The sequence below is a fragment of the Phyllobacterium sp. CCNWLW109 genome (assembly GCF_037203905.1).
GTDB lineage: Bacteria > Pseudomonadota > Alphaproteobacteria > Rhizobiales > Rhizobiaceae > Phyllobacterium > Phyllobacterium ifriqiyense.
The window spans coordinates 468115-489402 of record NZ_JBBCBK010000003.1 but is presented as its reverse complement, the minus strand read 5'-3'; the positions used below and the strand labels follow the sequence as shown (position 1 = coordinate 489402).

23 protein-coding genes and 1 tRNA gene are annotated in these 21288 nt (G+C 52.1%); 11 read left to right on the top strand and 13 right to left on the bottom strand.

The genetic code is table 11. The features are described from left to right. Window positions 1–164: 164 nt before the first annotated feature. The 3 genes from V9K92_RS12885 (at window position 165) to V9K92_RS12875 (ending at window position 2458) form a co-directional block, all read left to right on the top strand. Window positions 165–668, top strand: coding sequence for an invasion associated locus B family protein (locus tag V9K92_RS12885; RefSeq protein ID WP_115054472.1), 504 nt, complete (start codon window positions 165–167; stop codon window positions 666–668). Between the two features lie 125 nt (window positions 669–793). Then, a complete protein-coding gene (rlmN, locus tag V9K92_RS12880) occupies window positions 794–2032 on the top strand; it encodes a 23S rRNA (adenine(2503)-C(2))-methyltransferase RlmN (protein WP_115054473.1) in 1239 nt (412 codons plus the stop codon). Window positions 2033–2038: 6 nt separating this feature from the next. Beyond that, entirely contained in the window at window positions 2039–2458 is a 420-nt protein-coding gene (locus V9K92_RS12875; protein ID WP_162802599.1) for a hypothetical protein, read from the top strand. Between the two features lies 1 nt (window position 2459). Here V9K92_RS12875 and V9K92_RS12870 read toward each other — a convergent pair whose 3' ends face one another. Then, window positions 2460–3101: a LysE family translocator gene (locus V9K92_RS12870; RefSeq protein WP_115054475.1), complete on the bottom strand. Its 642-nt coding sequence runs from the start codon at window positions 3099–3101 to the stop codon at window positions 2460–2462. Between the two features lie 171 nt (window positions 3102–3272). Here V9K92_RS12870 and V9K92_RS12865 point away from each other — a divergent pair, with 171 nt between their 5' ends. Together V9K92_RS12865 and V9K92_RS12860 are read left to right on the top strand one after the other, a co-directional pair. Next, window positions 3273–4496: an argininosuccinate synthase gene (locus V9K92_RS12865; protein ID WP_115054476.1), complete on the top strand. Its 1224-nt coding sequence runs from the start codon at window positions 3273–3275 to the stop codon at window positions 4494–4496. A gap of 105 nt (window positions 4497–4601) precedes the next feature. Then, window positions 4602–6650 (top strand): M3 family metallopeptidase, encoded by a 2049-nt coding sequence (locus V9K92_RS12860; RefSeq protein ID WP_337354161.1) that lies wholly within the window; start codon window positions 4602–4604, stop codon window positions 6648–6650. Between the two features lie 10 nt (window positions 6651–6660). Here the strand turns inward: V9K92_RS12860 and V9K92_RS12855 are convergent, their stop codons facing one another. Both V9K92_RS12855 and V9K92_RS12850 read right to left on the bottom strand, forming a co-directional pair. Continuing rightward, window positions 6661–7482: an alpha/beta fold hydrolase gene (locus tag V9K92_RS12855; RefSeq protein WP_307281420.1), complete on the bottom strand. Its 822-nt coding sequence runs from the start codon at window positions 7480–7482 to the stop codon at window positions 6661–6663. Window positions 7483–7659: 177 nt separating this feature from the next. Beyond that, on the bottom strand, window positions 7660–8082 hold the full coding sequence (locus V9K92_RS12850) for an organic hydroperoxide resistance protein (protein WP_008127257.1): 423 nt from the start codon (window positions 8080–8082) through the stop codon (window positions 7660–7662). Between the two features lie 155 nt (window positions 8083–8237). Here V9K92_RS12850 and V9K92_RS12845 point away from each other — a divergent pair, with 155 nt between their 5' ends. Then, entirely contained in the window at window positions 8238–8702 is a 465-nt protein-coding gene (locus V9K92_RS12845; RefSeq protein ID WP_115054478.1) for a transcriptional regulator, SarA/Rot family, read from the top strand. Between the two features lie 48 nt (window positions 8703–8750). On the opposite strand, the gene V9K92_RS12840 is transcribed toward V9K92_RS12845, so the two are convergent. Then, window positions 8751–9785, bottom strand: coding sequence for an aspartate-semialdehyde dehydrogenase (locus V9K92_RS12840; protein WP_115054479.1), 1035 nt, complete (start codon window positions 9783–9785; stop codon window positions 8751–8753). Window positions 9786–10366: 581 nt separating this feature from the next. Between V9K92_RS12840 and V9K92_RS12835 the strand changes: the two genes are divergently transcribed. Then, the gene (locus tag V9K92_RS12835; RefSeq protein ID WP_115054481.1) at window positions 10367–12253 is read left to right on the top strand and encodes an MFS transporter; all 1887 of its coding nucleotides are present in this window, start codon (window positions 10367–10369) and stop codon (window positions 12251–12253) included. A gap of 65 nt (window positions 12254–12318) precedes the next feature. On the opposite strand, the gene leuB is transcribed toward V9K92_RS12835, so the two are convergent. Next, on the bottom strand, window positions 12319–13431 hold the full coding sequence (gene leuB / locus V9K92_RS12830; protein ID WP_307281434.1) for a 3-isopropylmalate dehydrogenase: 1113 nt from the start codon (window positions 13429–13431) through the stop codon (window positions 12319–12321). Between the two features lie 178 nt (window positions 13432–13609). Continuing rightward, window positions 13610–14215: a 3-isopropylmalate dehydratase small subunit gene (leuD, locus tag V9K92_RS12825; protein WP_115054483.1), complete on the bottom strand. Its 606-nt coding sequence runs from the start codon at window positions 14213–14215 to the stop codon at window positions 13610–13612. Between the two features lie 150 nt (window positions 14216–14365). Between leuD and V9K92_RS12820 the strand changes: the two genes are divergently transcribed. Both V9K92_RS12820 and V9K92_RS12815 read left to right on the top strand, forming a co-directional pair. Then, window positions 14366–15250 carry an HpcH/HpaI aldolase/citrate lyase family protein gene (locus tag V9K92_RS12820; protein WP_336440335.1) on the top strand — a complete coding sequence of 295 codons (885 nt, stop codon included), beginning with the start codon at window positions 14366–14368 and terminating at the stop codon, window positions 15248–15250. A 35-nt stretch (window positions 15251–15285) separates the two neighbouring features. Beyond that, entirely contained in the window at window positions 15286–15495 is a 210-nt protein-coding gene (locus V9K92_RS12815; protein WP_115054484.1) for a DUF1737 domain-containing protein, read from the top strand. Here V9K92_RS12815 and V9K92_RS12810 read toward each other — a convergent pair. From V9K92_RS12810 to V9K92_RS12785, 6 genes are all read right to left on the bottom strand, one after another. Continuing rightward, the gene (locus V9K92_RS12810; protein ID WP_337354160.1) at window positions 15492–15833 is read right to left on the bottom strand and encodes a YunG family protein; all 342 of its coding nucleotides are present in this window, start codon (window positions 15831–15833) and stop codon (window positions 15492–15494) included. The genes V9K92_RS12815 and V9K92_RS12810 overlap by 4 nt on opposite strands. 18 nt (window positions 15834–15851) lie before the next feature. Then, window positions 15852–16274 carry a metallopeptidase family protein gene (locus V9K92_RS12805; protein WP_337354159.1) on the bottom strand — a complete coding sequence of 141 codons (423 nt, stop codon included), beginning with the start codon at window positions 16272–16274 and terminating at the stop codon, window positions 15852–15854. Window positions 16275–16337: 63 nt separating this feature from the next. After that, window positions 16338–16532: a Trm112 family protein gene (locus tag V9K92_RS12800; RefSeq protein ID WP_115054487.1), complete on the bottom strand. Its 195-nt coding sequence runs from the start codon at window positions 16530–16532 to the stop codon at window positions 16338–16340. 9 nt (window positions 16533–16541) lie between these two features. Next, window positions 16542–17204 (bottom strand): LON peptidase substrate-binding domain-containing protein, encoded by a 663-nt coding sequence (locus V9K92_RS12795; RefSeq protein WP_115054488.1) that lies wholly within the window; start codon window positions 17202–17204, stop codon window positions 16542–16544. 51 nt (window positions 17205–17255) lie between these two features. Beyond that, on the bottom strand, window positions 17256–18227 hold the full coding sequence (trxA, locus tag V9K92_RS12790) for a thioredoxin (protein WP_337354158.1): 972 nt from the start codon (window positions 18225–18227) through the stop codon (window positions 17256–17258). Window positions 18228–18298: 71 nt separating this feature from the next. Continuing rightward, window positions 18299–18796: a prolyl-tRNA synthetase associated domain-containing protein gene (locus tag V9K92_RS12785; RefSeq protein WP_307281459.1), complete on the bottom strand. Its 498-nt coding sequence runs from the start codon at window positions 18794–18796 to the stop codon at window positions 18299–18301. A 196-nt stretch (window positions 18797–18992) separates the two neighbouring features. Here V9K92_RS12785 and V9K92_RS12780 point away from each other — a divergent pair. Further along, window positions 18993–19067 (top strand) — tRNA-Gly (locus V9K92_RS12780). Between the two features lie 226 nt (window positions 19068–19293). Then, the gene (gene holA / locus V9K92_RS12775) at window positions 19294–20346 is read left to right on the top strand and encodes a DNA polymerase III subunit delta (RefSeq protein WP_337354157.1); all 1053 of its coding nucleotides are present in this window, start codon (window positions 19294–19296) and stop codon (window positions 20344–20346) included. A 15-nt stretch (window positions 20347–20361) separates the two neighbouring features. On the opposite strand, the gene V9K92_RS12770 is transcribed toward holA, so the two are convergent. Then, entirely contained in the window at window positions 20362–21264 is a 903-nt protein-coding gene (locus V9K92_RS12770) for a ParB/RepB/Spo0J family partition protein (protein WP_337354378.1), read from the bottom strand. Between the last annotated feature and the right edge of the window lie 24 nt (window positions 21265–21288).

Here is a 21288-nt window from a genome sequence, read left to right as displayed (position 1 = left end):
CTTTCTAGCTCTAAAAATTGCTTTTTTGACCTGTCTTCACCGTTTGGTAACCCAGATTAAGCCAAATTAAGACAAGCGAACTGGACAATGCGGCACCCGGATTATCTTCCGGACCATTGCCGGTTCATGAGTTATGAAGTGAACAAATAAAACTGGTAGGTAAAATGTTTGGAAAATCGATCGTAGCAACCTCTGTGCTCATGCTTGGGCTGGTGGGGACAGCTTTTGCCCAGACCCCGAGTCAGATCAGCCAGTTTAACGCGTGGGGTGCCTATAGCTATCAGCAGGGCAAGGGCAAGGTCTGTTACGTTCTGTCGGTTCCAGTCGACAAACAGCCTGCGAAAATCGATCATGGTGACAATTTCTTCATGGTAAGCCAGAAGCCCGGCCAGAATGTCAGCTTCGAGCCACAGTTCAAGGCCGGATATGATTTGCAGGAGAATTCAAAGGTTCTGGTCAAGATTGACGAGCGTACCTTCTCCATGTTCACCAGCGGCAGCCATGGCTGGATGGAAAATGCCGCGGAAGAGCCGCAGCTTGTTGCCGCTCTCCGGGGCGGTAAGAACATGACCATTAATGCTGTTTCCAAACGTGGAACAAAGACCAGCTACGCCTATTCGCTGAAGGGCGTTTCAGCTGCTCTTAAAGCGATCTCCACTTGTAAATAATCAACGAAATACCAATCTCCCGCGATGGCCCGGCTCGAATTGCCGGGCCTTTTTGCTTGCAGAGGTGACGTGGCCGCCGGAACGTGGTATGAGCCGCGCTTCCGTTAAGAACGTTAGAAAAACCCATGTCCGTATCGCTTGACCTGACACATCCTGTTGCCCGGGATAAATCCCGTGATGCCGTTCGCGCCCCAGCGGCTGAAAAGCCCTCGCTGATCGGCCTGACACGCCCGGAAATTGCGGAGGCACTGATGGCCGTCGGCGTGCCCGAACGGCAAGTTAAAATGCGCGTAGCCCAAGTTTGGCATTGGCTATATGTGCGCGGCGTTTCTAACTTTGACGATATGCAGAACATTTCGCGCGAGATGCGCGAATTGCTGGATAAGAACTTCGATATTGCCCGGCCTGAAATTGTAGAAGAACAGATTTCCAATGATGGCACGCGCAAATGGCTGTTCCGGTTTCCACCGCGTGGTGCCGGCCGTCCTGTAGAAATCGAGACAGTCTATATTCCCGAAGAAGGGCGAGGTACTCTTTGTATCTCCAGCCAGGTCGGCTGCACGCTGACCTGCTCCTTCTGCCACACAGGCACGCAGAAGCTCGTGCGCAATCTGACCGCCGAAGAAATCCTGTCCCAATTGCTGGTTGCACGCGATCGCCTTGGTGATTTTCCCGATCGCAACACACCGGATGGCACCATGGTTCCGGCAGAGGGCCGCAAAGTGTCCAACATCGTCATGATGGGCATGGGTGAACCGCTCTATAATTTCGAGAACGTCAAAAAGGCCCTGCTGATTGCAGCGGACGATGCCGGTCTTTCACTTTCACGCCGCCGCATCACCCTTTCAACCTCGGGTGTGGTACCGGAAATTTATCGCGCTGGCGAAGAAATCGGCGTGATGCTGGCAATTTCCCTGCATGCGGTGACTGATGATCTGCGTGACATGCTGGTGCCAATCAACAAGAAATATCCTCTCAAGGAATTGCTTGCCGCATGCCGCGCCTATCCAAGCCTGTCCAATTCAAAACGCATTACATTTGAATATGTCATGCTCAAGGGCGTCAATGACTCGCTTGCTGATGCCAAGGAACTGGTAAGAATGCTCAAGGGCATTCCGGCAAAGATCAATCTGATCCCGTTCAACCCGTGGCCAGGTGTCAACTATCAGTGTTCTGATTGGGAGCAGATCGAGAAATTTGCTGACTATGTAAACGCCGCTGGCTATGCATCGCCTATCCGCACACCGCGCGGCCGCGATATTCTCGCCGCATGCGGACAGCTAAAATCGGAGTCGGAACGCATGAAGAAAACAGAGCGTCTGGCATTTGAAGCGGCAATGATTGCCGGTCACGGCGAAGACTGAACCGACGTGTTGTATCTCATACGCTTTGCGCTGATCACTATCGGGTTTGTCTGCGCCACCTTCGCAGCATCGCTGTTTCTGAACATGCTTCTTATCGGCAGCACAGAATGGCTGGGAGGCGAAGGTCCGTTTTTGTATTTGACCATACCTGTCTTCGCTTCCGCGATAGGCCATAGCGTGCTCGTTCCGGCGGCGCTGATTATCATCTACGCTGAACTGACCGCATGGCGTGATTGGCTTTTCTATGCGCTCGGCGGCGCTGCCACAGCAGTTGTCATCATTGTCTGGAAGTGGCGCCCGCAAACCGAGGATATCAGCACCTTCGCTGCAATCCTCGCCACGGGCGTTGTGGGCGGCTTTGTCTACTGGATGATTTCCGGACGCAGCGCCGGTATCATCCCGCCGAGCCCCAATAATCAGATCTGAATCACTTCGCTTGCGCCAACAAAATCTTGGCAGCAAATGCCGAGAACACCCCGGCAAACAACCAGTCCGTAATGCGTGTCACTGTCGGATTTTTCCTCAGCAGCATCGAAAATCTATCGGCAGCAAGGATCATTGGCGCGACCACTGGCAATGACAGGGGTATGAAAAGTACGCCAAGGAAAAACAATTTACCCGGAGCGTGCGGATCGCCCGCAGAAACGAACTGCGGCAGGAATGTCATGAAAAACAGAATGATCTTTGGGTTGAGAAGATTGATACCCAGCCCCGTCAGCCAGTTCTGAAACAATGTATGGGCTTGGCCGGTCTTTTTTTCCGGCGAGAACGCCGAACCATAGCGGATTGCCTGATAGGCAAGCCACATCAGATAGCCGGCCCCCACAACCTTGAGCGCAAGAAATGCGGACGGCGAAGCAACGATCAGTGCCGAGAGGCCAATTGCCACCATGGTCGTGTGTATGACGATCCCGGTGCAGGCACCCGCCAGACAGGCAAAACCTGCAGCCTTGCCCTCGGACAATGCGCGTCCGACAAACAATGTCATATCCGGCCCCGGGGTAATCGAGAGGACAAAAGTGGCAACGATGAATTGCAGTATAATTGGCCAATCAGGAATGAAGGTCATCACAGGGCTCCGGAAAAAACTGCCGGAAGCTAACGCGAAAAACAGCTTCACGCCATACGTATTTGCGCCTGATCTCGTTTTTGCTGTGCTTGCCAATAGCGGCGCAAATGCTACAAGACCCCAACTGAAATTTCAGGATCGCGACGGCGATCGACAGACAGGACATATGCAATGAATAAATGGAAAGACGTCAAGAAAGTCGTGCTGGCCTATTCGGGCGGGTTGGATACATCGATCATCCTGAAATGGCTGCAGACAGAACTTGGCGCTGAAGTCGTCACGTTCACTGCCGATCTTGGACAAGGCGAGGAACTCGAGCCCGCACGCAAGAAGGCCGAAATGCTCGGCATCAAGGAAATCTACATTGAAGATGTCCGCGAAGAATTCGTTCGCGACTTTGTCTTCCCGATGTTCCGCGCCAATGCGGTCTATGAAGGCGTTTACCTGCTCGGCACATCGATAGCCCGCCCGCTCATTTCCAAGCACCTCGTCGAAATCGCTGCCCGTACCGGCGCTGACGCAATTGCGCATGGTGCAACGGGCAAGGGTAACGACCAGGTTCGTTTCGAGCTTTCCGCCTACGCACTCAATCCTGACATCAAGGTCATTGCGCCTTGGCGCGATTGGACCTTTAAATCCCGCACAGATCTTTTGGAATTTGCGCGCGAACACCAGATCCCAATCGCCAAAGACAAACTTGGCGAAGCACCTTTCTCCGTGGACGCCAATCTCCTGCATTCATCCTCGGAAGGCAAAGTGTTGGAAGACCCATGGCAGGAAGCACCCGAATATGTGCACCAGCGCACAATCTCTCCAATGGATGCGCCCGATAAGGTCACAGAAATCGAGATCGCTTTCGAGAAGGGCGATGCAATCGCAATTGATGGCAAGCCTCTTTCACCCGCGACACTGCTGAAGACGCTTAATGATCTTGGCCGAGACAATGGCATCGGACGCCTTGATCTGGTTGAGAACCGTTTCGTTGGCATGAAATCGCGTGGCGTTTACGAAACACCAGGTGGCACCATCCTGCTTGCCGCGCATCGGGCGATGGAATCGATCACACTTGATCGCGGCGCAGCTCACCTCAAGGATGAGTTCATGCCGCGCTATGCCGAACTGATCTATAATGGCTTCTGGTATTCGCCAGAGCGTGAAATGCTGCAGGCCATGATCGACAAGAGCCAGGAGGACGTGGAAGGCACTGTTCGCCTGAAACTCTATAAGGGCAATGTCATGGTTTCAGGCCGTAAATCGAAAAAATCGCTTTATTCCGACGCACTCGTAACATTTGAAGATGATCGTGGCGCATATGATCAGAAGGATGCGGCAGGCTTTATCCGCCTGAATGCCTTGCGGTTACGCACCTTGGCTGCCCGTAAACGGAACAGCTAAAGACAATAAACGGCGGGCTGGTCCCGCCGTTTTCATTTTCGCCGCTTGTGACCCTTGCATCGGTATCTTAGATACTAACGACCCAATTCATACGATGGAGTTCCCATGTCGTCTGCCAAACCGGCCATCAACACTGCATTGACGAACTGGACAGGGCCTCTTGGTCTGCCGGACTTTACAGCTTTTAGCGATCAGGATTTTCCCGCGGCATTTGATATGGCCCTAGCGGATGATCTTGCCGACATTGATGCGATTATCGGCCATCCTGAAGCGCCCACCATCGAAAATACCCTCAAAGCGCTGCAGCTTTCCGGCGAGTCGCTGGATCGGGTGTCTTCCATTTTCTGGACGCTGGCCGGGGCAAATACCAACGACGCGATACAGGCATTAGAACGGTCCATTGCGCCAAAACTGTCGCGCCATTCATCGTCCATCATGATGAATCCGCACCTGTTTGCCCGCATAGACTCACTTTACGAACAGCGTGATCTTCTCGGCCTTGATGCCGAAACAGACCGCGTTCTGGAAAAGATCTGGAAAAGCTTTGTGCGCAGCGGCGCGCGACTGGATGAAAAGGGCAAGGCACGTCTTGCAGATATCAATGAGACGCTCGCCAGTCTCGGTGCGCAGTTTGATCAAAATGTTCTCAAGGATGAGTCGGACTGGGCTTTGTTCATCACAGACGAGGCAGATCTTGCAGGATTGCCGAATTTTGTGCGCGATGCGATGCAAGGAGCTGCCGAGGAGCGTAATCGTACAGGCACCTGGGCCGTTACATTGTCGCGTGAAATCATCGAACCCTTTCTCTCATTTGCCGAGAACCGGGATTTGCGGGAAAAAGCCTTCCAGGCTTGGGCGGCACGGGGCGAAAATGGCGGCGATACGGACAATGTTGCCATAGTTGCCCAGACGGTAGCTCTCAGATCTGAAAAGGCAAAGCTACTCGGGTATAAAAGCTTTGCCGCGTACAAGCTCGACAACACCATGGCAAAAACGCCAAAGGCAGTTATGGATCTGCTGGAGCCCGTTTGGCAAAAGGCAAAGATACGTGCCAGCGAAGAAGAAAGTGATCTACAACAATTGATCTCCAATGAGGGCCGTAACCACAAGGTAGCGCCCTGGGACTGGCGGTTTTACACGGAAAAGCTGCGCAGCGAACGCTTTGCGTTCGATGAAGCCGAGTTGAAGCCATATTTGCAGCTCGAGAAAATTATTGAAGCCTGTTTCGACGTGGCAACGCGTCTGTTCGGTATTACGTTCAAGGAAAAAACCGGCATAGCTGCCTGGCATCCGGATGTGCGGGTCTGGGAAGTCTTCAATCCGGATGGAACAGAATGCGGGGTATTTCTTGGCGATTACTTCAACCGCCAGTCAAAGCATTCCGGCGCATGGATGAGTGCATTGCAGTCACAACACAAACTTGGCAGCGTGCAAAAGCCTATCATCTATAATGTGATGAACTTCGCCAAGCCGCCAAAAGGGGAGCCGGCCCTGCTTTCGCTTGATGGCGCACGTACCTTATTCCACGAATTTGGCCATGCTTTGCACGGGCTGCTGTCAGACGTCACCTGGCCTGCAGTTTCAGGCACATCAGTGTCACGGGACTTTGTGGAGCTACCCTCCCAGCTTTATGAGCACTGGCTGACTGTGCCAGCAATCCTTGAAAAATACGCAATCCATTACCGTACTGGCGAGCCTATGCCGAAAGCTCTGCTCGACAAGGTATTGGCCGCGGATACTTTTAATGCTGGTTTCAAAACGGTCGAATTCACGTCGTCTGCCTTGATTGATATGGCATTCCATGCCGATGGCACCCCTCCAGAGGACCCCATACAGTTTGAAGCGGCAACTCTTCGGCAGTTGGACATGCCAGAGGCGATTATCATGCGCCACCGGACACCGCATTTTAAGCACGTGTTCTCCGGCGATGGGTATTCCGCAGGATATTACTCATATTTGTGGTCAGAAGTATTGGATGCCGATGCATTCAAGGCTTTTGAGGAAACCGGCGATACATTCAACGGTGCCCTCGCCGCGAAGCTGAAAAAATATATCTATTCAGCTGGTGGCAGCAAAGACCCCGAAGAGCTTTACAAGGCTTTCCGGGGCAAGATGCCCACGCCCGATGCGATGATCGAAAAGCGTGGGCTTTAAGCGGTTGTAATCAGGACTTGGCAAAAGCCAGAAGATCCGCGTTCAGCTTGTCCTTGTGCGTCGTAGCCAAACCATGCGGCGCACCGGCATAGACGTTCAAAGTGCCGTTCTTTACAAGCTTCACGGCTTTGCGGGCCGTGTCATCAATGGGCACGATCTGGTCATCATCGCCGTGGATAAACAATGTCGGCACATCAATCTTCTTCAGATCTTCGGTGAAATCCGTTTCTGAAAACGCCTTGATGCAGAAATACGAGGCTGGCATTCCGGCCATCATACCCTGCAGCCAGAAAGCGTTTCTAATGCCTTCAGACTCTTTGGCGCCAGCCCGATTGTAGCCATAAAAGGGCAGCGACAGATCCTTGAAGAACTGTGAGCGATCGGCAATCACGCCATCACGAATGCCGTTGAAAACATCGATAGGCAGACCCTCAGGATTTGCAGCGGTTTTCAGCATCAGAGGCGGCACTGCCCCCACAAGAACGGCCTTGGCGACACGCTTCGTACCGTGACGGCCGATATAGCGGGCGACTTCGCCGCCACCAGTTGAATGCCCAACCATGATCGCGTCTTTCAAGTCGAGCTTCTCGAATAGTTCGGCCAGATCATCGGCATAGGTGTCCATGTCATTGCCATTCCAAGGTTGGCTGGAACGGCCATGGCCCCGGCGGTCATGAGCAATCACACGGTAGCCATTGGACGCAAGAAAGAACATCTGATCTTCCCAGGCATCCGAAGTGAGCGGCCAGCCATGGCTGAAAACTACAGGCTGCCCTGTTCCCCAATCCTTGTAGTAAATCTCTGTGCCGTCCTTCGTGGTGATCGTGGTCATTGTCTTTTGTCCCTTTACTGGCTGATTAGACTTAAGTTGCTTGGATTTATCGGTGGCCATCGCGGGAATGGAAGGGAGGCTGATAGCAGCTGCTGCTCCAATACCCGCCGTCAAAACAGAACGGCGCGAGGTCAATTTCTTCAGGCTGTTGATCATGACGCTGGAGCAAATTTTGCGTCAGTTAATCGAAATGCGTACGTCGAGATTGCTGCGCGTTGCTTCCGAATAAGGGCAAACAATATGTGCTGCATCCACAAGCTCGCGTGCCTGCCCAGCCTCGATACCGGGTAATGTGACAGCCAGAGCAACGTCCAGCCCGAAACCCTTGCCATCTTCGCGAGGACCGATGCCGACGGTTGCTGTTACGGCGGTCTCTTCCGAAAGCTTGATCTTCTTCTGGGAAGCAACGAATTTCAACGCGCCAAGAAAACAAGCCGAATACCCTGCTCCAAACAGTTGCTCAGGATTGGTGCCCTGCGCACCATTGCCGCCCAGTTCCTTGGGGGTTGAGAGCGTTACTTCCAAACGGCCATCTTCGCTCTTCGCGCTGCCGTCGCGTCCACCTGTTGCCGTCGCCTTGGTTGTATAAAGAATGCTCATCTCGTTTTCCTTTCGAAGTTGATTTCCTCAATGCCTGTTAAATTGCACACAATTAAATTGTGTGCAATACTTATTTTATAAATGATGAAAAATTAAATGATGCACAATTGAATACGCGTGGCTATTATAGCTCGAGCCTTTGGGAAGGAAGACAAATGAACGCTGGAACGCAAAAACCGGAATCGCAGTTGAAGCTGGAGAATTTCCTTTGCTTCGCCATTTATTCCACCGCCAACGCCGTGACACGTGCCTATCAGCCTCGGCTGTCGGCGTTAAAGCTGACTTATCCGCAATATCTTGTGATGGTGGTATTGTGGGAAGAAGAGAACCAGACTGTCAGGGCAATCGGAGATAAGCTCAGTCTGGATTCCGGCACATTGACGCCGCTCTTGAAGCGCTTGGAAACAGCCGGTCTCATATCGCGCCAACGTGACAAGACCGATGAGCGTCAAGTGCTGATAAACCTGACAGAAGAGGGGCGCGCCTTGCGAGCCCGCGCCGAATCAGTGCCCCTTGCCATGGGGCAGGCATTTGGCTGCACGATGGACGAAGCACGTGGCATGCGGGCTGAACTTATCAGCTTGCGTGACAATCTCGTGGCAAGTATCGACAACGCATAAAAAAGGCGCTGTCACCAGCGCCCTTTCAGGTTTCCATGTGCGTTTAGATTATGCGGCAATCTTTTTGGGCTGGATAAGCCCACGTGCAACCAGGAGTTCTGCGATCTGAACGGTGTTTAAGGCCGCGCCTTTGCGAAGATTGTCAGAGACGATCCAGAGCGACAGGCCGTTTTCGACCGTTATGTCTTCGCGGATACGTGAAATGTAGGTGGCGTCTTCACCAGCCGCTTCATAAGGTGTGATGTAACCGCCGTCTTCATGACGATCGATAACAAGACAGCCAGGCGCATCGCTCAGAATGTCCCGCGCTTCTTCCGCGCTCATTGGGCTTTCAAACTCAATGTTCACTGCTTCGGAATGGCCGATGAAAACAGGCACCCGCACGCAGGTTGCTGTGAGCTTGATCTTTGGATCAAGCATCTTCTTGGTTTCAGCAACCATCTTCCATTCTTCCTTCGTGTATCCATCTTCCATGAATACATCGATATGTGGAATAACGTTGAAGGCAATTCGCTTGGTAAACTTCTTGGCTTCCACCGGATCTGCAACGAAAACTGCGCGTGACTGCTGGAAAAGTTCATCCATGCCATCCTTGCCTGCCCCAGATACGGACTGGTAGGTGGAAATCACGAGGCGCTTGATGCGCGCCTTGTCATGCAATGGCTTCAAGGCAACGACAAGTTGCGCCGTGGAGCAATTGGGATTGGCAATAATGTTCTTCTTGCTAAAACCGACAATCGCATCAGGATTTACTTCAGGCACAATCAAAGGCACGTTGGAATCATAGCGCCAAGCGGATGAATTATCGATAACGACACATCCCTGTGCGCCAATCTTCGGCGACCATTCCTTCGAAATATTGCCACCTGCAGACATCAGGCAGATATCGGTATCGGAAAAATCATAGGTATCGAGCGCTTTAACCTTCAGCGTCCTGTCCCCGTAGGAAACTTCAGTCCCCTGCGATCGGCGTGAAGCCAGAGCAACAACTTCGCTCACGGGAAAGCCGCGCTCTTCCAGTATTGTCAACATTTCGCGGCCCACATTGCCTGTGGCACCAACAATCGCAACCTTGAAACTCATTATGTATTCTCCTGTCCCTCTCCGCTGCTTCGAACCCGCTGGCCACCGCGGGTCTTATCCCCCGAGCCGGGCTCGGGAGGGGGCGAGCAGGCCAAGGGAAATCAGACCGTTTTAGTGGTCGTTTTCGAGAGTTTTTTGGCCGAAATTTTGGTCTGGAAAGCAGGCACACCGACACATCCGGCGATAATGCCGGAACTGTTCAGCAAAAATAGCGACGTTGATTCGCTGCGCACCGAAGGCTCTCCTGTTCCGCCTGTGCTTGTACGCGGTTTCCAAAAAGAGTCAATTACATCTTTAAAGGGCAAGAATATGTCGTGTTACGCACAATTTTAGACATTTGGTATAAGTTACGGGCTTTGCTTTCTTCAATATTTAGTCAACAATTGAATAGTGCATTGGGTTGTATGACCTTGGGGGGAAAGAAATTCACAAGGACATTGGCTGGCGCGCGATGTGCATTAGCAACAAGCTAAGCAAAAATGACGCGCGAAATTATCGATAGTGGGGACATGACAAAAGGTTTGGGCTGAGCATGTCTCTTTGACTTTGGGCTTAATTGCTATTTACTGGGAGGAATAGAAATGGCATCCACTACCGTGTCCGGCACTACCAGCCGGGGGATGACGCGGGAAGAAAAGAAGGTGATCTTCGCTTCTTCTCTCGGCACCGTTTTTGAATGGTACGACTTTTACCTTTACGGTTCATTGGCTGTCTTTATTGGCGCCGCCTTCTTCAGTGAATATCCGGAAGCAACGCGCAACATTTTTGCCTTGCTTGCATTTGCCGCGGGCTTTCTCGTTCGTCCGTTCGGCGCGCTGGTCTTCGGACGCATCGGCGATCTCGTCGGCCGCAAATATACTTTCCTTGTCACAATCCTGATCATGGGCCTGTCGACATTCCTGGTCGGTATTCTGCCAGGTTCCGCAAGCTGGGGTATCGCAGCGCCGATCATTCTGATCGCTTTGCGCATGCTTCAAGGTCTTGCGCTCGGCGGCGAATATGGTGGTGCGGCAACTTACGTTGCTGAACACGCGCCAAGTAACCGGCGCGGTTTCTATACATCATGGATTCAGACGACAGCAACGCTCGGACTTTTCCTGTCACTTATCGTTATCCTCATCATCCAGAATTCGATGACGAAAGAAGCGTTCTCCGCATGGGGATGGCGCATTCCTTTCATTCTGTCATTCGTTCTTTTGGGCGTTTCGGTCTGGATCCGCTTGTCGCTTAGCGAATCGCCAGCCTTCAAAAAGATGAAAGAAGAAGGCAAGGGATCAAAGGCACCGCTGTCTGAAGCATTTGGACAATGGAAGAATGCAAAGATTGCATTGCTGGCGCTTTTTGGTCTTACAGCCGGTCAGGCGGTCGTCTGGTATTCAGGTCAGTTCTACGCCCTGTTCTTCCTGCAGAACGTCCTGAAAGTTGACGGGCAGTCCGTCAATATCATGATTGCTATTGCGCTCTTGCTCGGCACTGGCTTTTTCGTTTTCTTCGGCTGGTTGTCGGATAAGATCGGACGTAAGCCAATCATCATGGCTGGTCTGGCACTTGCCATTCTTACCTACTTCCCTCTGTTCAAGGCTTTGACCTGGGCCGCCAATCCAGCGCTGGCCTCATCTCAGCAGAATGTGCGTGCAACTGTAACTGCGGCACCTGGAGATTGTAACTTCCAGTTCAATCCGGTTGGTACAAGAAAGCCGCTCACATCCTGCGATATCGCAACTGACTTCCTGGCTAAAAACTCCATTCCTTATGACATCGCAGCAACGGCTCCGGCCGGATCTGCCGCAACAGTCAAAATTGGCCAGGAAACGGTTGAATCCTACGATGCAACCGCTGCGGGTGCTGAAGCTGCCGCGAAGGATGGTGCATTCAAAAAAGGGGTAAACCTTGCACTTCAGGATGCTGGTTACCCGCTGGTTCGCGATCCAGCAAAGGTTGCAGACAGCAAGCTTGATGCCTTGGTTGCAAGCAATCCGAAACTGGCATTGGATGCAGCTGCAATCCGTGCTGGCGAAAAGACGGTTGTGCCTGTGGCTCAAGCTATCAAAGACAAGCTGATCACAGCAGAAGAGGCGGCAGGTGCCACCGAAGTTACCGTTTATAGCGTGCCAAAAGCTGGTGCATTCAAGATGGTAGCCGACCCGGCAGCGGTCAACTGGACAATGATTATCGGTATTCTGTTTATCCTCGTCCTTTATGTGACGATGGTTTATGGGCCGATTGCAGCAATATTGGTTGAAATGTTCCCAACTCGTATCCGCTATACCGGCATGTCCCTGCCCTATCATATCGGCAATGGATGGTTCGGCGGTCTGCTACCGGCGACGGTCTTCGCGATGAGCGCTGCCAAAGGCGATATCTATTACGGTCTGTGGTATCCGATTGTGATTGCCGCGATGACGCTGATCATCGGTCTGCTCTTCGTTCGCGATACAAAAGATACCGATCTGGATGAAGTAAAATAGCATCCTCACAAATACAAAAGCCCGGCGCGATCACTCGCGCCGGGCTTTTTATTTCAGCCGCTATATCAGGCGGCCAGCGCTTTGAACTTCGCAAGAATGGCATCGCCCATTTCGACGGTTCCGACTTTGGTCATACCATCGGACATAATGTCAGCGGTGCGAATTCCGTCATCGAGGACACCTGCAATAGCCGCTTCCAGCCGATCCGCTTCAGCCACCATATTGAACGAATAACGCAGGCACATGGCGAACGAGGCGATCATCGCAATTGGATTGGCCGCCCCAGTACCAGCAATATCCGGTGCAGAGCCGTGTACGGGCTCATACAGAGCCTTACGGCTTCCTGTCTTGCCATCGGGCGCACCAAGCGAGGCTGAGGGCAGCATGCCCAGAGAACCCGTCAGCATTGCCGCAATATCGGAAAGCATGTCGCCGAACAGATTGTCTGTTACGATAACGTCAAACTGTTTCGGCCAACGTACGAGCTGCATGCCACCGGCGTCAGCGAGCATATGATCGAGTTTGACATCCGAATATTTTGCCTTGTGGGTTGCAGTAACAACCTCATTCCACAAGACGCCCGACTTCATGACGTTGCGCTTTTCCATTGAGGTGACTTTGTTGCCACGCGTCCGGGCGAGCTCGAAGGCAACTCCGGAAATCCGCTCGATCTCATATGTATCGTAAACCTGAGTATCAATGCCGCGCTTCTGACCATTGCCAAGGTCGCGAATTTCCTTCGGTTCCCCGAAATACACGCCACCAGTCAGCTCGCGCACAATGAGAATATCCAGACCTTCGACGATTTCCTTTTTCAGGGAAGATGAATCGGCAAGTGCAGGATAGCAAATGGCTGGGCGCAAATTTGCAAACAGCTCCATATCCTTGCGCAGGCGCAGCAAACCGGCTTCCGGCCGAACATCGTAGGGAACGCTATCCCACTTTGGACCACCAACGGCACCGAACAGCACGGCATCCGATGCCAATGCCTTTTCCATATCTGCCTCGGAAATGGCCTTTCCATGGGCATCATAAGCGCAGCCACCGACCAGACCTTCGTCCAGCTCAAAGTCGCTTTTCAACTCGGCATTCATATAGGCAATGATCTTGCGGACCTCGGCCATTGCCTCAGGACCGATACCATCGCCAGGAAGAAGGAAAAGCTTTTTCGATGCCATGCTGGAAACCTCGTTATGTGATTGGCTCTCGTGGGAATGGCGCGTACTTAGCGCAACTTGAGCAAAGAAGAAAAGCGTTTTGGGAAATTATCTTAAATCCCCTCACCGATGTGCGCGCCTGTCAGGCACGAAAAAGCCCGGCAAAAACCGGGCTTTGGTAATACTGACCTAAAAATGGTCAGGCCCAAGGACGCGCTTGCGCATTGGACGCTTCGAAACTGTCGATCTTCGATGCCTTTTCCATCGTCAAACCAATGTCATCCAAACCGTTCAGCATGCAGTAGCGGCGGAATTCGTCAATCTCAAAGCTGATTGTTCCACCGTCCGGCCCCTTGATGGTCAAGGCCTCAAGATCGATTGATACCGTGGCGTTGGAACCGCGCTGCGCATCGTCCATGAGCTTATCAAGATTTTCCTGGCTGACCCGGATCGGCAAGATACCGTTCTTGAAGCAGTTATTGTAGAAAATATCAGCAAAGCTCGTTGAGATGACACAACGAATACCAAAATCCAGCAAAGCCCACGGTGCATGTTCGCGGCTTGAGCCGCAACCGAAATTGTCACCAGCGACGAGAATCTGTGCCTTGCGATAAGCTGGCTTGTTGAGAACGAAATCAGGATTCTCGCTGCCATCTTCGTTGTAACGCATTTCAGCGAACAACCCCGTACCCAAGCCAGTGCGCTTGATCGTTTTAAGGTAGTCCTTGGGAATGATCATGTCTGTATCGACATTGATGATGGGCAGTGGGGCGGCAACGCCCGTGAGCTGGGTGAATTTATCCATAATAGCTGCCTGTACGGTCCATGCGTAGGTGAGATTTATCCTTGGCTTTACACCAGCTCGGCCATGAATCAAAGCTTTTCGCCTGTGGCACTTTATGCTTGGCAAATCTCAGCCCTTGCCTTGCTTCTGTCTTCGGGGCAAAAAGTTGTCATGAGCAAGCTTTTCCGTCCGCGTCGATCTGTACTTTATGTTCCGGCCTCCAATCCGAAAGCCTTGGCTAAAGTGGCGTCGCTCAATGCCGATGCGATTATTTTCGATCTCGAGGATGCGGTCGCTCCGGAAGCCAAGGAAGATGCCCGCGAAGCTCTGCGCGCTTATTTTGCAGCCAATCCTGCAGGCAAGGCTGAGCGCATCATCCGTATCAATCATCTCACCAGCGAATGGGGCGGCGAAGATCTTCTGGCCGCACGCGCCTGCAAGCCCAATGCGATCCTTCTACCAAAGGTAGAGAATCTGCAGGATGTGACCGGAGTGGCGGAAGTCTTGGAAGAAACCGACGCATCAGAAAACGTGCGTTTATGGGCGATGATCGAAACGGCACGCGGCATCATCAATGCCGACGAGATTGCCGAGCTTGGCCTGCGATCAACCTCAAGACTGGATTGTTTTGTCGTAGGCACGAATGACATTGCCAAAGAAACCGGAACTGTTCTGGAAAAAGGCCGGCATTTTTTCACACCGTGGCTCATGCAGATTCTGCTATGCGCCAAAGCCGGTCATCTTGATATTATTGATGGCGTCTACAACGACTTTAACGATATGTCCGGCTTTGAAAGTGAATGCGGCGAGTCTTTCAAAATGGGGTTTGATGGGAAAAGCCTTATCCATCCATCGCAAATTGAACCGGCAAACAAAGCGTTTACCCCCGGTTCCGAGGCAGTGACTGATGCCCGCTCTATTGTCCAAGCCTTCGACCTTGCCGAAAATGCAGGCAAGGGCGCAATTTCGTTGAATGGCCGGATGGTGGAGCGGATGCATCTTGAAACCGCCCAAAAATTGCTGGCAAGGATTGAAACAATCAATCATTCAAATTAGTGCAAATCAGACAAGCACGAGAATGGGAATTCACTATGAAGCTCTACAGATTTTTGACTGGTCCCGATGATGCGAGCTTTTGCCATAAGGTAACAGCCGCTCTTAACAAGGGCTGGCATATTTATGGCTCACCGACATATGCGTTCAATTCTGTAACCGGCATCATGCAATGCGGGCAGGCTGTGGTCAAAGATGTCGATGGCGTCGACTATATACCCGGCACAACAAAGCTCAGCGATCACTAGACACCCAACCGACGCTTGAGCGCCTGATATTGCGGTTCTGACGTATCAGCCATGGCTTCATCGCGCGTGGCTGGTCTGTCCTCAAACGGAATGGGCCGGTCAAACTGGCTAATGGTCATATCCCAGCGAACGCCATCGATCAGATTGTAAAAGTGAGTGCCGCCATAGGTCTTTGTCTTGAGGATCGAGCCGCCAAATATGTCCTGCACAATAAGTGATGTTACGCTGCACTGGCCTTTTGCGGGGTTTTCAGCCGACCGGGAGGCTGAGCTTTCCCTGCTCCATGCGGATTTGAGGCTCTCATATAGCCCGTATGGCGTTGAGTAATCGGCGGTCAAGGCAATCCCCTGTGATAGCTATTCGACGCTAGCCTCTATACGTTCCATCTCCTCATCGGACAATCCGAAATGATGCCCGATTTCGTGGATAAGGACATGCGTGACAATATCGCCAAGCGCCTCTTCATATTCCGCCCAATAATCAAGAATGCCCCGTCGATAAAGCGTTATGCGATTGACCTGGTCGCCTGTCTGCAATGAAAAACGTTCACCGATACCATTGCCCTCAAAAAGGCCCATGAGATCGAAAGGCGATTCCAACCCCATATCTTCAATAATCTGATCATCGGGAAAGTCAGAAACCTGCATGGTGATTTCACCGCACAGACTGCGGAAATTTTCCGGCAGATGGGCATAGGCATCAATTGCCAGTGATTCAATTTCAGCGATTGAAGGCGAAAGGCGGTTCGCCCAGTCAGCCGTTTGGTTACTTCTGGCCATCACAATTCCTGATAAGGTGTTTATGGCCCTATATAGTGCGTCAGCAGCATGTATGCGAGGGCATCAATCCTCAAGCGCACGCGCCTCGGAGGGAAGCATGATGGGAATACCGTCTCGCACGGGATAGGCTAACCGCGCTTTTTTGGAAATCAATTCAGATTTTTTCTTGTCATAGGTGAGTGGTCCTTTTGTCAAAGGACAAACCAGAAGCTCCAGCAACTTGCGATCAAGGGGTGTTTCACGATCAGCTTCTGTCATAGCGGCGTCCTATTGGAGGCTTGATTCATAATCGTCCTGATCCTTCGCAAGAGCTATCTCGGTAATCGCGATCAAGGTTTCGGCTCTTGTTTTCAGATCTGTCGCTTCCAGCAAAGCCTGTTTTTCCGCTGCGCCGAAGGGAGACATCATGGCAAGCGCATTAACCAGTGTTTCATTGCCAGCCCGAGAAATACCTTCCCAATCAGCCTCCAAGCTATTCGCGTCCAGATAGGCGCGGAAAACACGCAGCAATGCAGCCCTGTCCACCTCCCTATCGTCCGCCTCGTCGAGATCCGCACGCAAGGGCGCAATCTTGCACTGACGGAAAGGCGTGCGTGTTGAGAGCTCTTTCACAACTCGGAACCGGCAAATACCTTGGAGCGTAACCAAGATCCGGCCATCACCGGTTTCTGCAAACGAAGTTATTCTTCCAAGACATCCCACTTCGCTCAGCTCAAGACCTTCCTCATCTTCTTGGTCAAGGCGAGGTTGAATCATGCCGATGATACGCTTGGAGGCGAGCGCGGCATCTATCATCGCAAGGTAGCGTAGCTCGAAAATATTGAGCGGCAATTGCCCACCTGGCAGCAGCAACGCTCCCGAAAGAGGAAAAATCGGAACGCTTTCAGGAATATCGTCCAAAGTACGATAGCGTACATTTCCAGCTTGCATAACTAGCTCCGGGCCAAGCCCTTTAATCTGCTTTTCTGTATACTATACTTGTCAGGAAAACAGCAGGGAGGAAAGTTTGCGACGTGCACTCATGGAAGCAGGATCGCCCGCTCCCCACGCATCAAAAAACTGCAAGAGTTGCTTTCGCGCGCCGTCCTCGTTCCAATTACGATCTGCCTTCATGATGGCGAGAAGATGGTCAGCCGCCTCATCACGTTGATCCTTGGCGTTGAGTATCATGGCCAGATCATATCGTGCCTGATGGTCAGCCGGATTGGCCTCAAGGCGAGCTTCCAAGGCCGTTGGATCTCCGAGTTCAGCCACTTGTAGGGCCAGTGCAATTTTGGCTTGAGCGGCCCTGACTCCCGCATCCTCTTTCCCGGCTGGCGGCACCATGTCCAGCGTCGCCTGTGCCGTCGGGATATCCCCAAGCTCGATCAGGCAATTTGCAAGACCTGCAAGTGCCGCCAGATGATCGGGAACCTCGGCAAGCACAGCAGAATAAATCTGGCCGGCCTGTTCAAAATCAGCAGCCTCGACCATTTGAGCCGCAGCAGCAAGCGCATCCTTTATCGCTTCGTCACGTCCACTATTTGGTGAGGAAATCTTATCGATGAATTCCTTCACCTTGGATTCGGGCAAGGCGCCCATAAATCCATCTACGGGTTTGCCATCAGAAAACGCGATCACCGCAGGTATTGATTGAATACCCAGCTGCCCGGCAATCGCCGGATGATCGTCAATGTTCATTTTGACAAGTTTGACGCGACCGCCAGCCGCCTGAACCGCCTTTTCCAGAATTGGAGTGAGCTGCTTGCAGGGCCCGCACCACGGAGCCCAGAAATCAACAAGGACGGGCTGTTTCTTTGATTCAGCAATAACATCGGCCGAAAATGCAGCGGTTGTCGTATCCTTTATGACATCGCCTGCCGGTGCAGAGGCTTCATTGGAACCGAAAGTCAGCGTCGTTGCTGCTGACTCGCTGCCATATCCACCGCTGAACGGATTATCTATATTGCTCATAAAATTCTCCGTCACCTTTGGATGAATTAACTGCCGACATGCCGGCATGTCTAGAACACTCAGTTCGGGTTTTATGCTTCAATTTTCAAGATCAAAGGCGAGTGCCCGGTCTCTTTGAGAAATCTTAAAAGATCGTCCGGGCGTATCGACGTCGTCGCTTCATTGGTCAACGGGTGCGCATTGATCATTTCATGGTGGAACAGGCTTTCGTCAAGGATGACCTTCACATTGCGTTCCACATCATTGATGACACCGAGCACGCTGACAGAGCCTGGAACCAGACCCAGATACTCCAACAGTTTTTCTGGCTTGCCAAAGGACACTCGGCTCGCTGCGCCAATCTTGGTGTGAATGGTTTTCAAATCCACCTCTGCCTCTTCATCGACTGTCAGCAGAAAGAAATTGTCCTTCTTGTCTTTAAGGAAGAGGTTCTTCGTATGGGCACCGGTAATTTTTCCGCGCAGCGCCTGGGCTTCCGCCACGGTAAAAACCGGGGCGTGGCGAACTGTAGATACCTCAATGCCAAGGTCACTGATAAATTGCATCAGTTCTTCATACGACTTCGGCATCTGCATCCTCCTCAAATTCATCATGCATTTGTAAAACTGTCTAATGGCTCGAGAGCCTTGCCTCAAGCAAAACCCTGAGACTTCGTGAGACAATCGGTAAATTTTACGGATATCGAAAGAAAGTCCAATTTTCCCTGTTGCAATTGGTCTGCGCTTGGGTCATATAGCACCCGCTTCGCAAGACTAACTGGCACATGCGGGAGTAGCTCAGGGGTAGAGCACAACCTTGCCAAGGTTGGGGTCGAGGGTTCGAATCCCTTCTCCCGCTCCAGTTGTCCGAAGATCAAAAGGCTCAGGTTTACCTGGGCCTTTTTGCTTTCCGGAATATCTGACACCAAATATTGCTAATCGCTATGCAATGTCCCGGATCGAATCAAATTCATCCGTGGAATGTCGCGCTTCATCCCATCGCGAAGCTATTTGCCATTTCCTTCTGACGGGCCATAGCATTGGAATGATGTTTGCAATGTCCGGCTAAATAGCTAAACCATTGCTCCATGGCACAGAAGAAAGCTCATGAAGTAGATTCCTTTTTAAAGCGTTTGGATCGCAGTTATCCGATCGTGCTTCTTTACGGGCCCGACAAGGGATTGGTTAGCGAAAGAGCCGACCTCTTCATCACGATGACTGGTTTGGCGAAAGATGACCCTTTCGCGGTTATCCGGCTGGATGCTGATATTGTTCAGGCGGAGCCTGGGCGGCTATCTGACGAAGCCAACACAATATCCATGTTTGGCGGAGAGAGGTTGATCTGGGTGCGAAACGCTTCCGGCCAGAAGGGGCTGGCTGATGTTGTTTCTCATTTGGCGAAAAATCCGCCGATTGCGACCTTCATCCTCATTGAAGCTGGCGATCTCAAGAAAGGCGCAGGCTTGCGGGGCATTGTCGAGCAAAGTGCCAGCGCTATGGCGCTCCCCTGCTATAGCGACGACGCGCGCGGCATTGACAGCACGATTGATGACATGTTGACAAAAAACAACCTGCAGATCGCATTGGATGCCCGCAACTTGCTCAAAGAAAGTCTTGGCGGCGACAGACTGGCGACTCGTGCCGAGCTGGAAAAAATCTGTCTTTATGCTCATGGCAAGGAACGGATAACCGTAGAAGATGTTCGTGACATCATAGGTGATGTCAGCGCCACCTCTTACGAAACCATCGTCGATGCAATGATAACGGGTAATCTGAATGATTTTACTTCGGCGTTTGACCGGGTCGTAAACACGGGTAGTCCCAGCTTTTTGATCCTCAGTTCAGCCATACGGCAGTTTCAAGCGTTACAAACGCTCCGTTACGGCATGGAAACCGAAAATAAAAATGCAGCCTCCGCCGTTGCCACGGCGCGCCCGCCCGTTTTCTTTGCACGAAAAAAGCTCATGGAAACAGCCCTTCAGCGCTGGTCCACGGCATCTTGTGCCAGAGCGATCGAGAGGCTGCAAAAGACCGTCCTCGACAGCAGGCGCAATGCTGCTCTCTCGGTTCCAATCATTCGTCAAACAATGATCGCACTTGTGGCAGAAGCTGCCCGGGCTGGGCGCTCAAACGGGCGCTAAGGCTGAAGTCAAATCTCAGGCCAAGCCGCCCCATTTTGTGCGGTTCTGCAAACGCTGGCAAATCTCATCCAACTGCTCAAGCGTGGTGTAGTGAATACGCACGTCACCACCCTTGTTGAGATGATTGACTGTAACGCGCATACCCATCACATCGGAAAGGAGCTTTTCAAGCGCTTGCGTATCAGCATCCTTTTCATCAGCCGTTTTGGCCTTGGGTGAGGGCTGTTTTCCGCCTTCGCCCTGCGCCAAAGCTTCTGCTTGGCGGACCGACAGGCCGTCACGGACGATCTTATCGGCCAAAGCAGCAGGATTGTCCGCAGTGATCAATGTGCGCGCATGCCCTGCAGAAAGCGAACCGTTAGTGATCATATCGCGCACCGGCTCTGGCAATTTCAGCAGCCGAAGCGTATTGGCAACATGACTCCGGCTCTTGCCAATAACCTGCGCCAAGTCAGCTTGCGTGTAGTCGTGATCATCGATAAGTTGTTGATATCCCATACCTTCTTCCAGTGGATTAAGGTCGGCGCGCTGCACATTCTCAATAATGGCAAGCTCGAGGGCAACGCGATCATCGACCTCACGGATGATGACAGGAACTGTGGTAAGACCTGCACGCTGCGCAGCGCGCCACCGGCGCTCACCGGCTATCAGCTCATATCGATCAGCCGAATCCTTGGCCAAACGAACGACCACAGGCTGCACTATTCCGTGTTCGCGGATGGAATTCGTCAGGTCTTCCAAATCGCTTTCCGTAAACAGTCTACGAGGATTGCGTGGATTGCGTGCAATGAATTCAATAGGGATTTGCCGATCCTGCGTTGCGACAGGCGCAGCTGCTTCATCCGGCACACGATCCATCTCTCCGATCAATGCGGCCAGACCACGACCCAAGCGTTTCTTTGAAAGATCTTCATTCATTGTCATAGGCTCTTCAAAAATGTT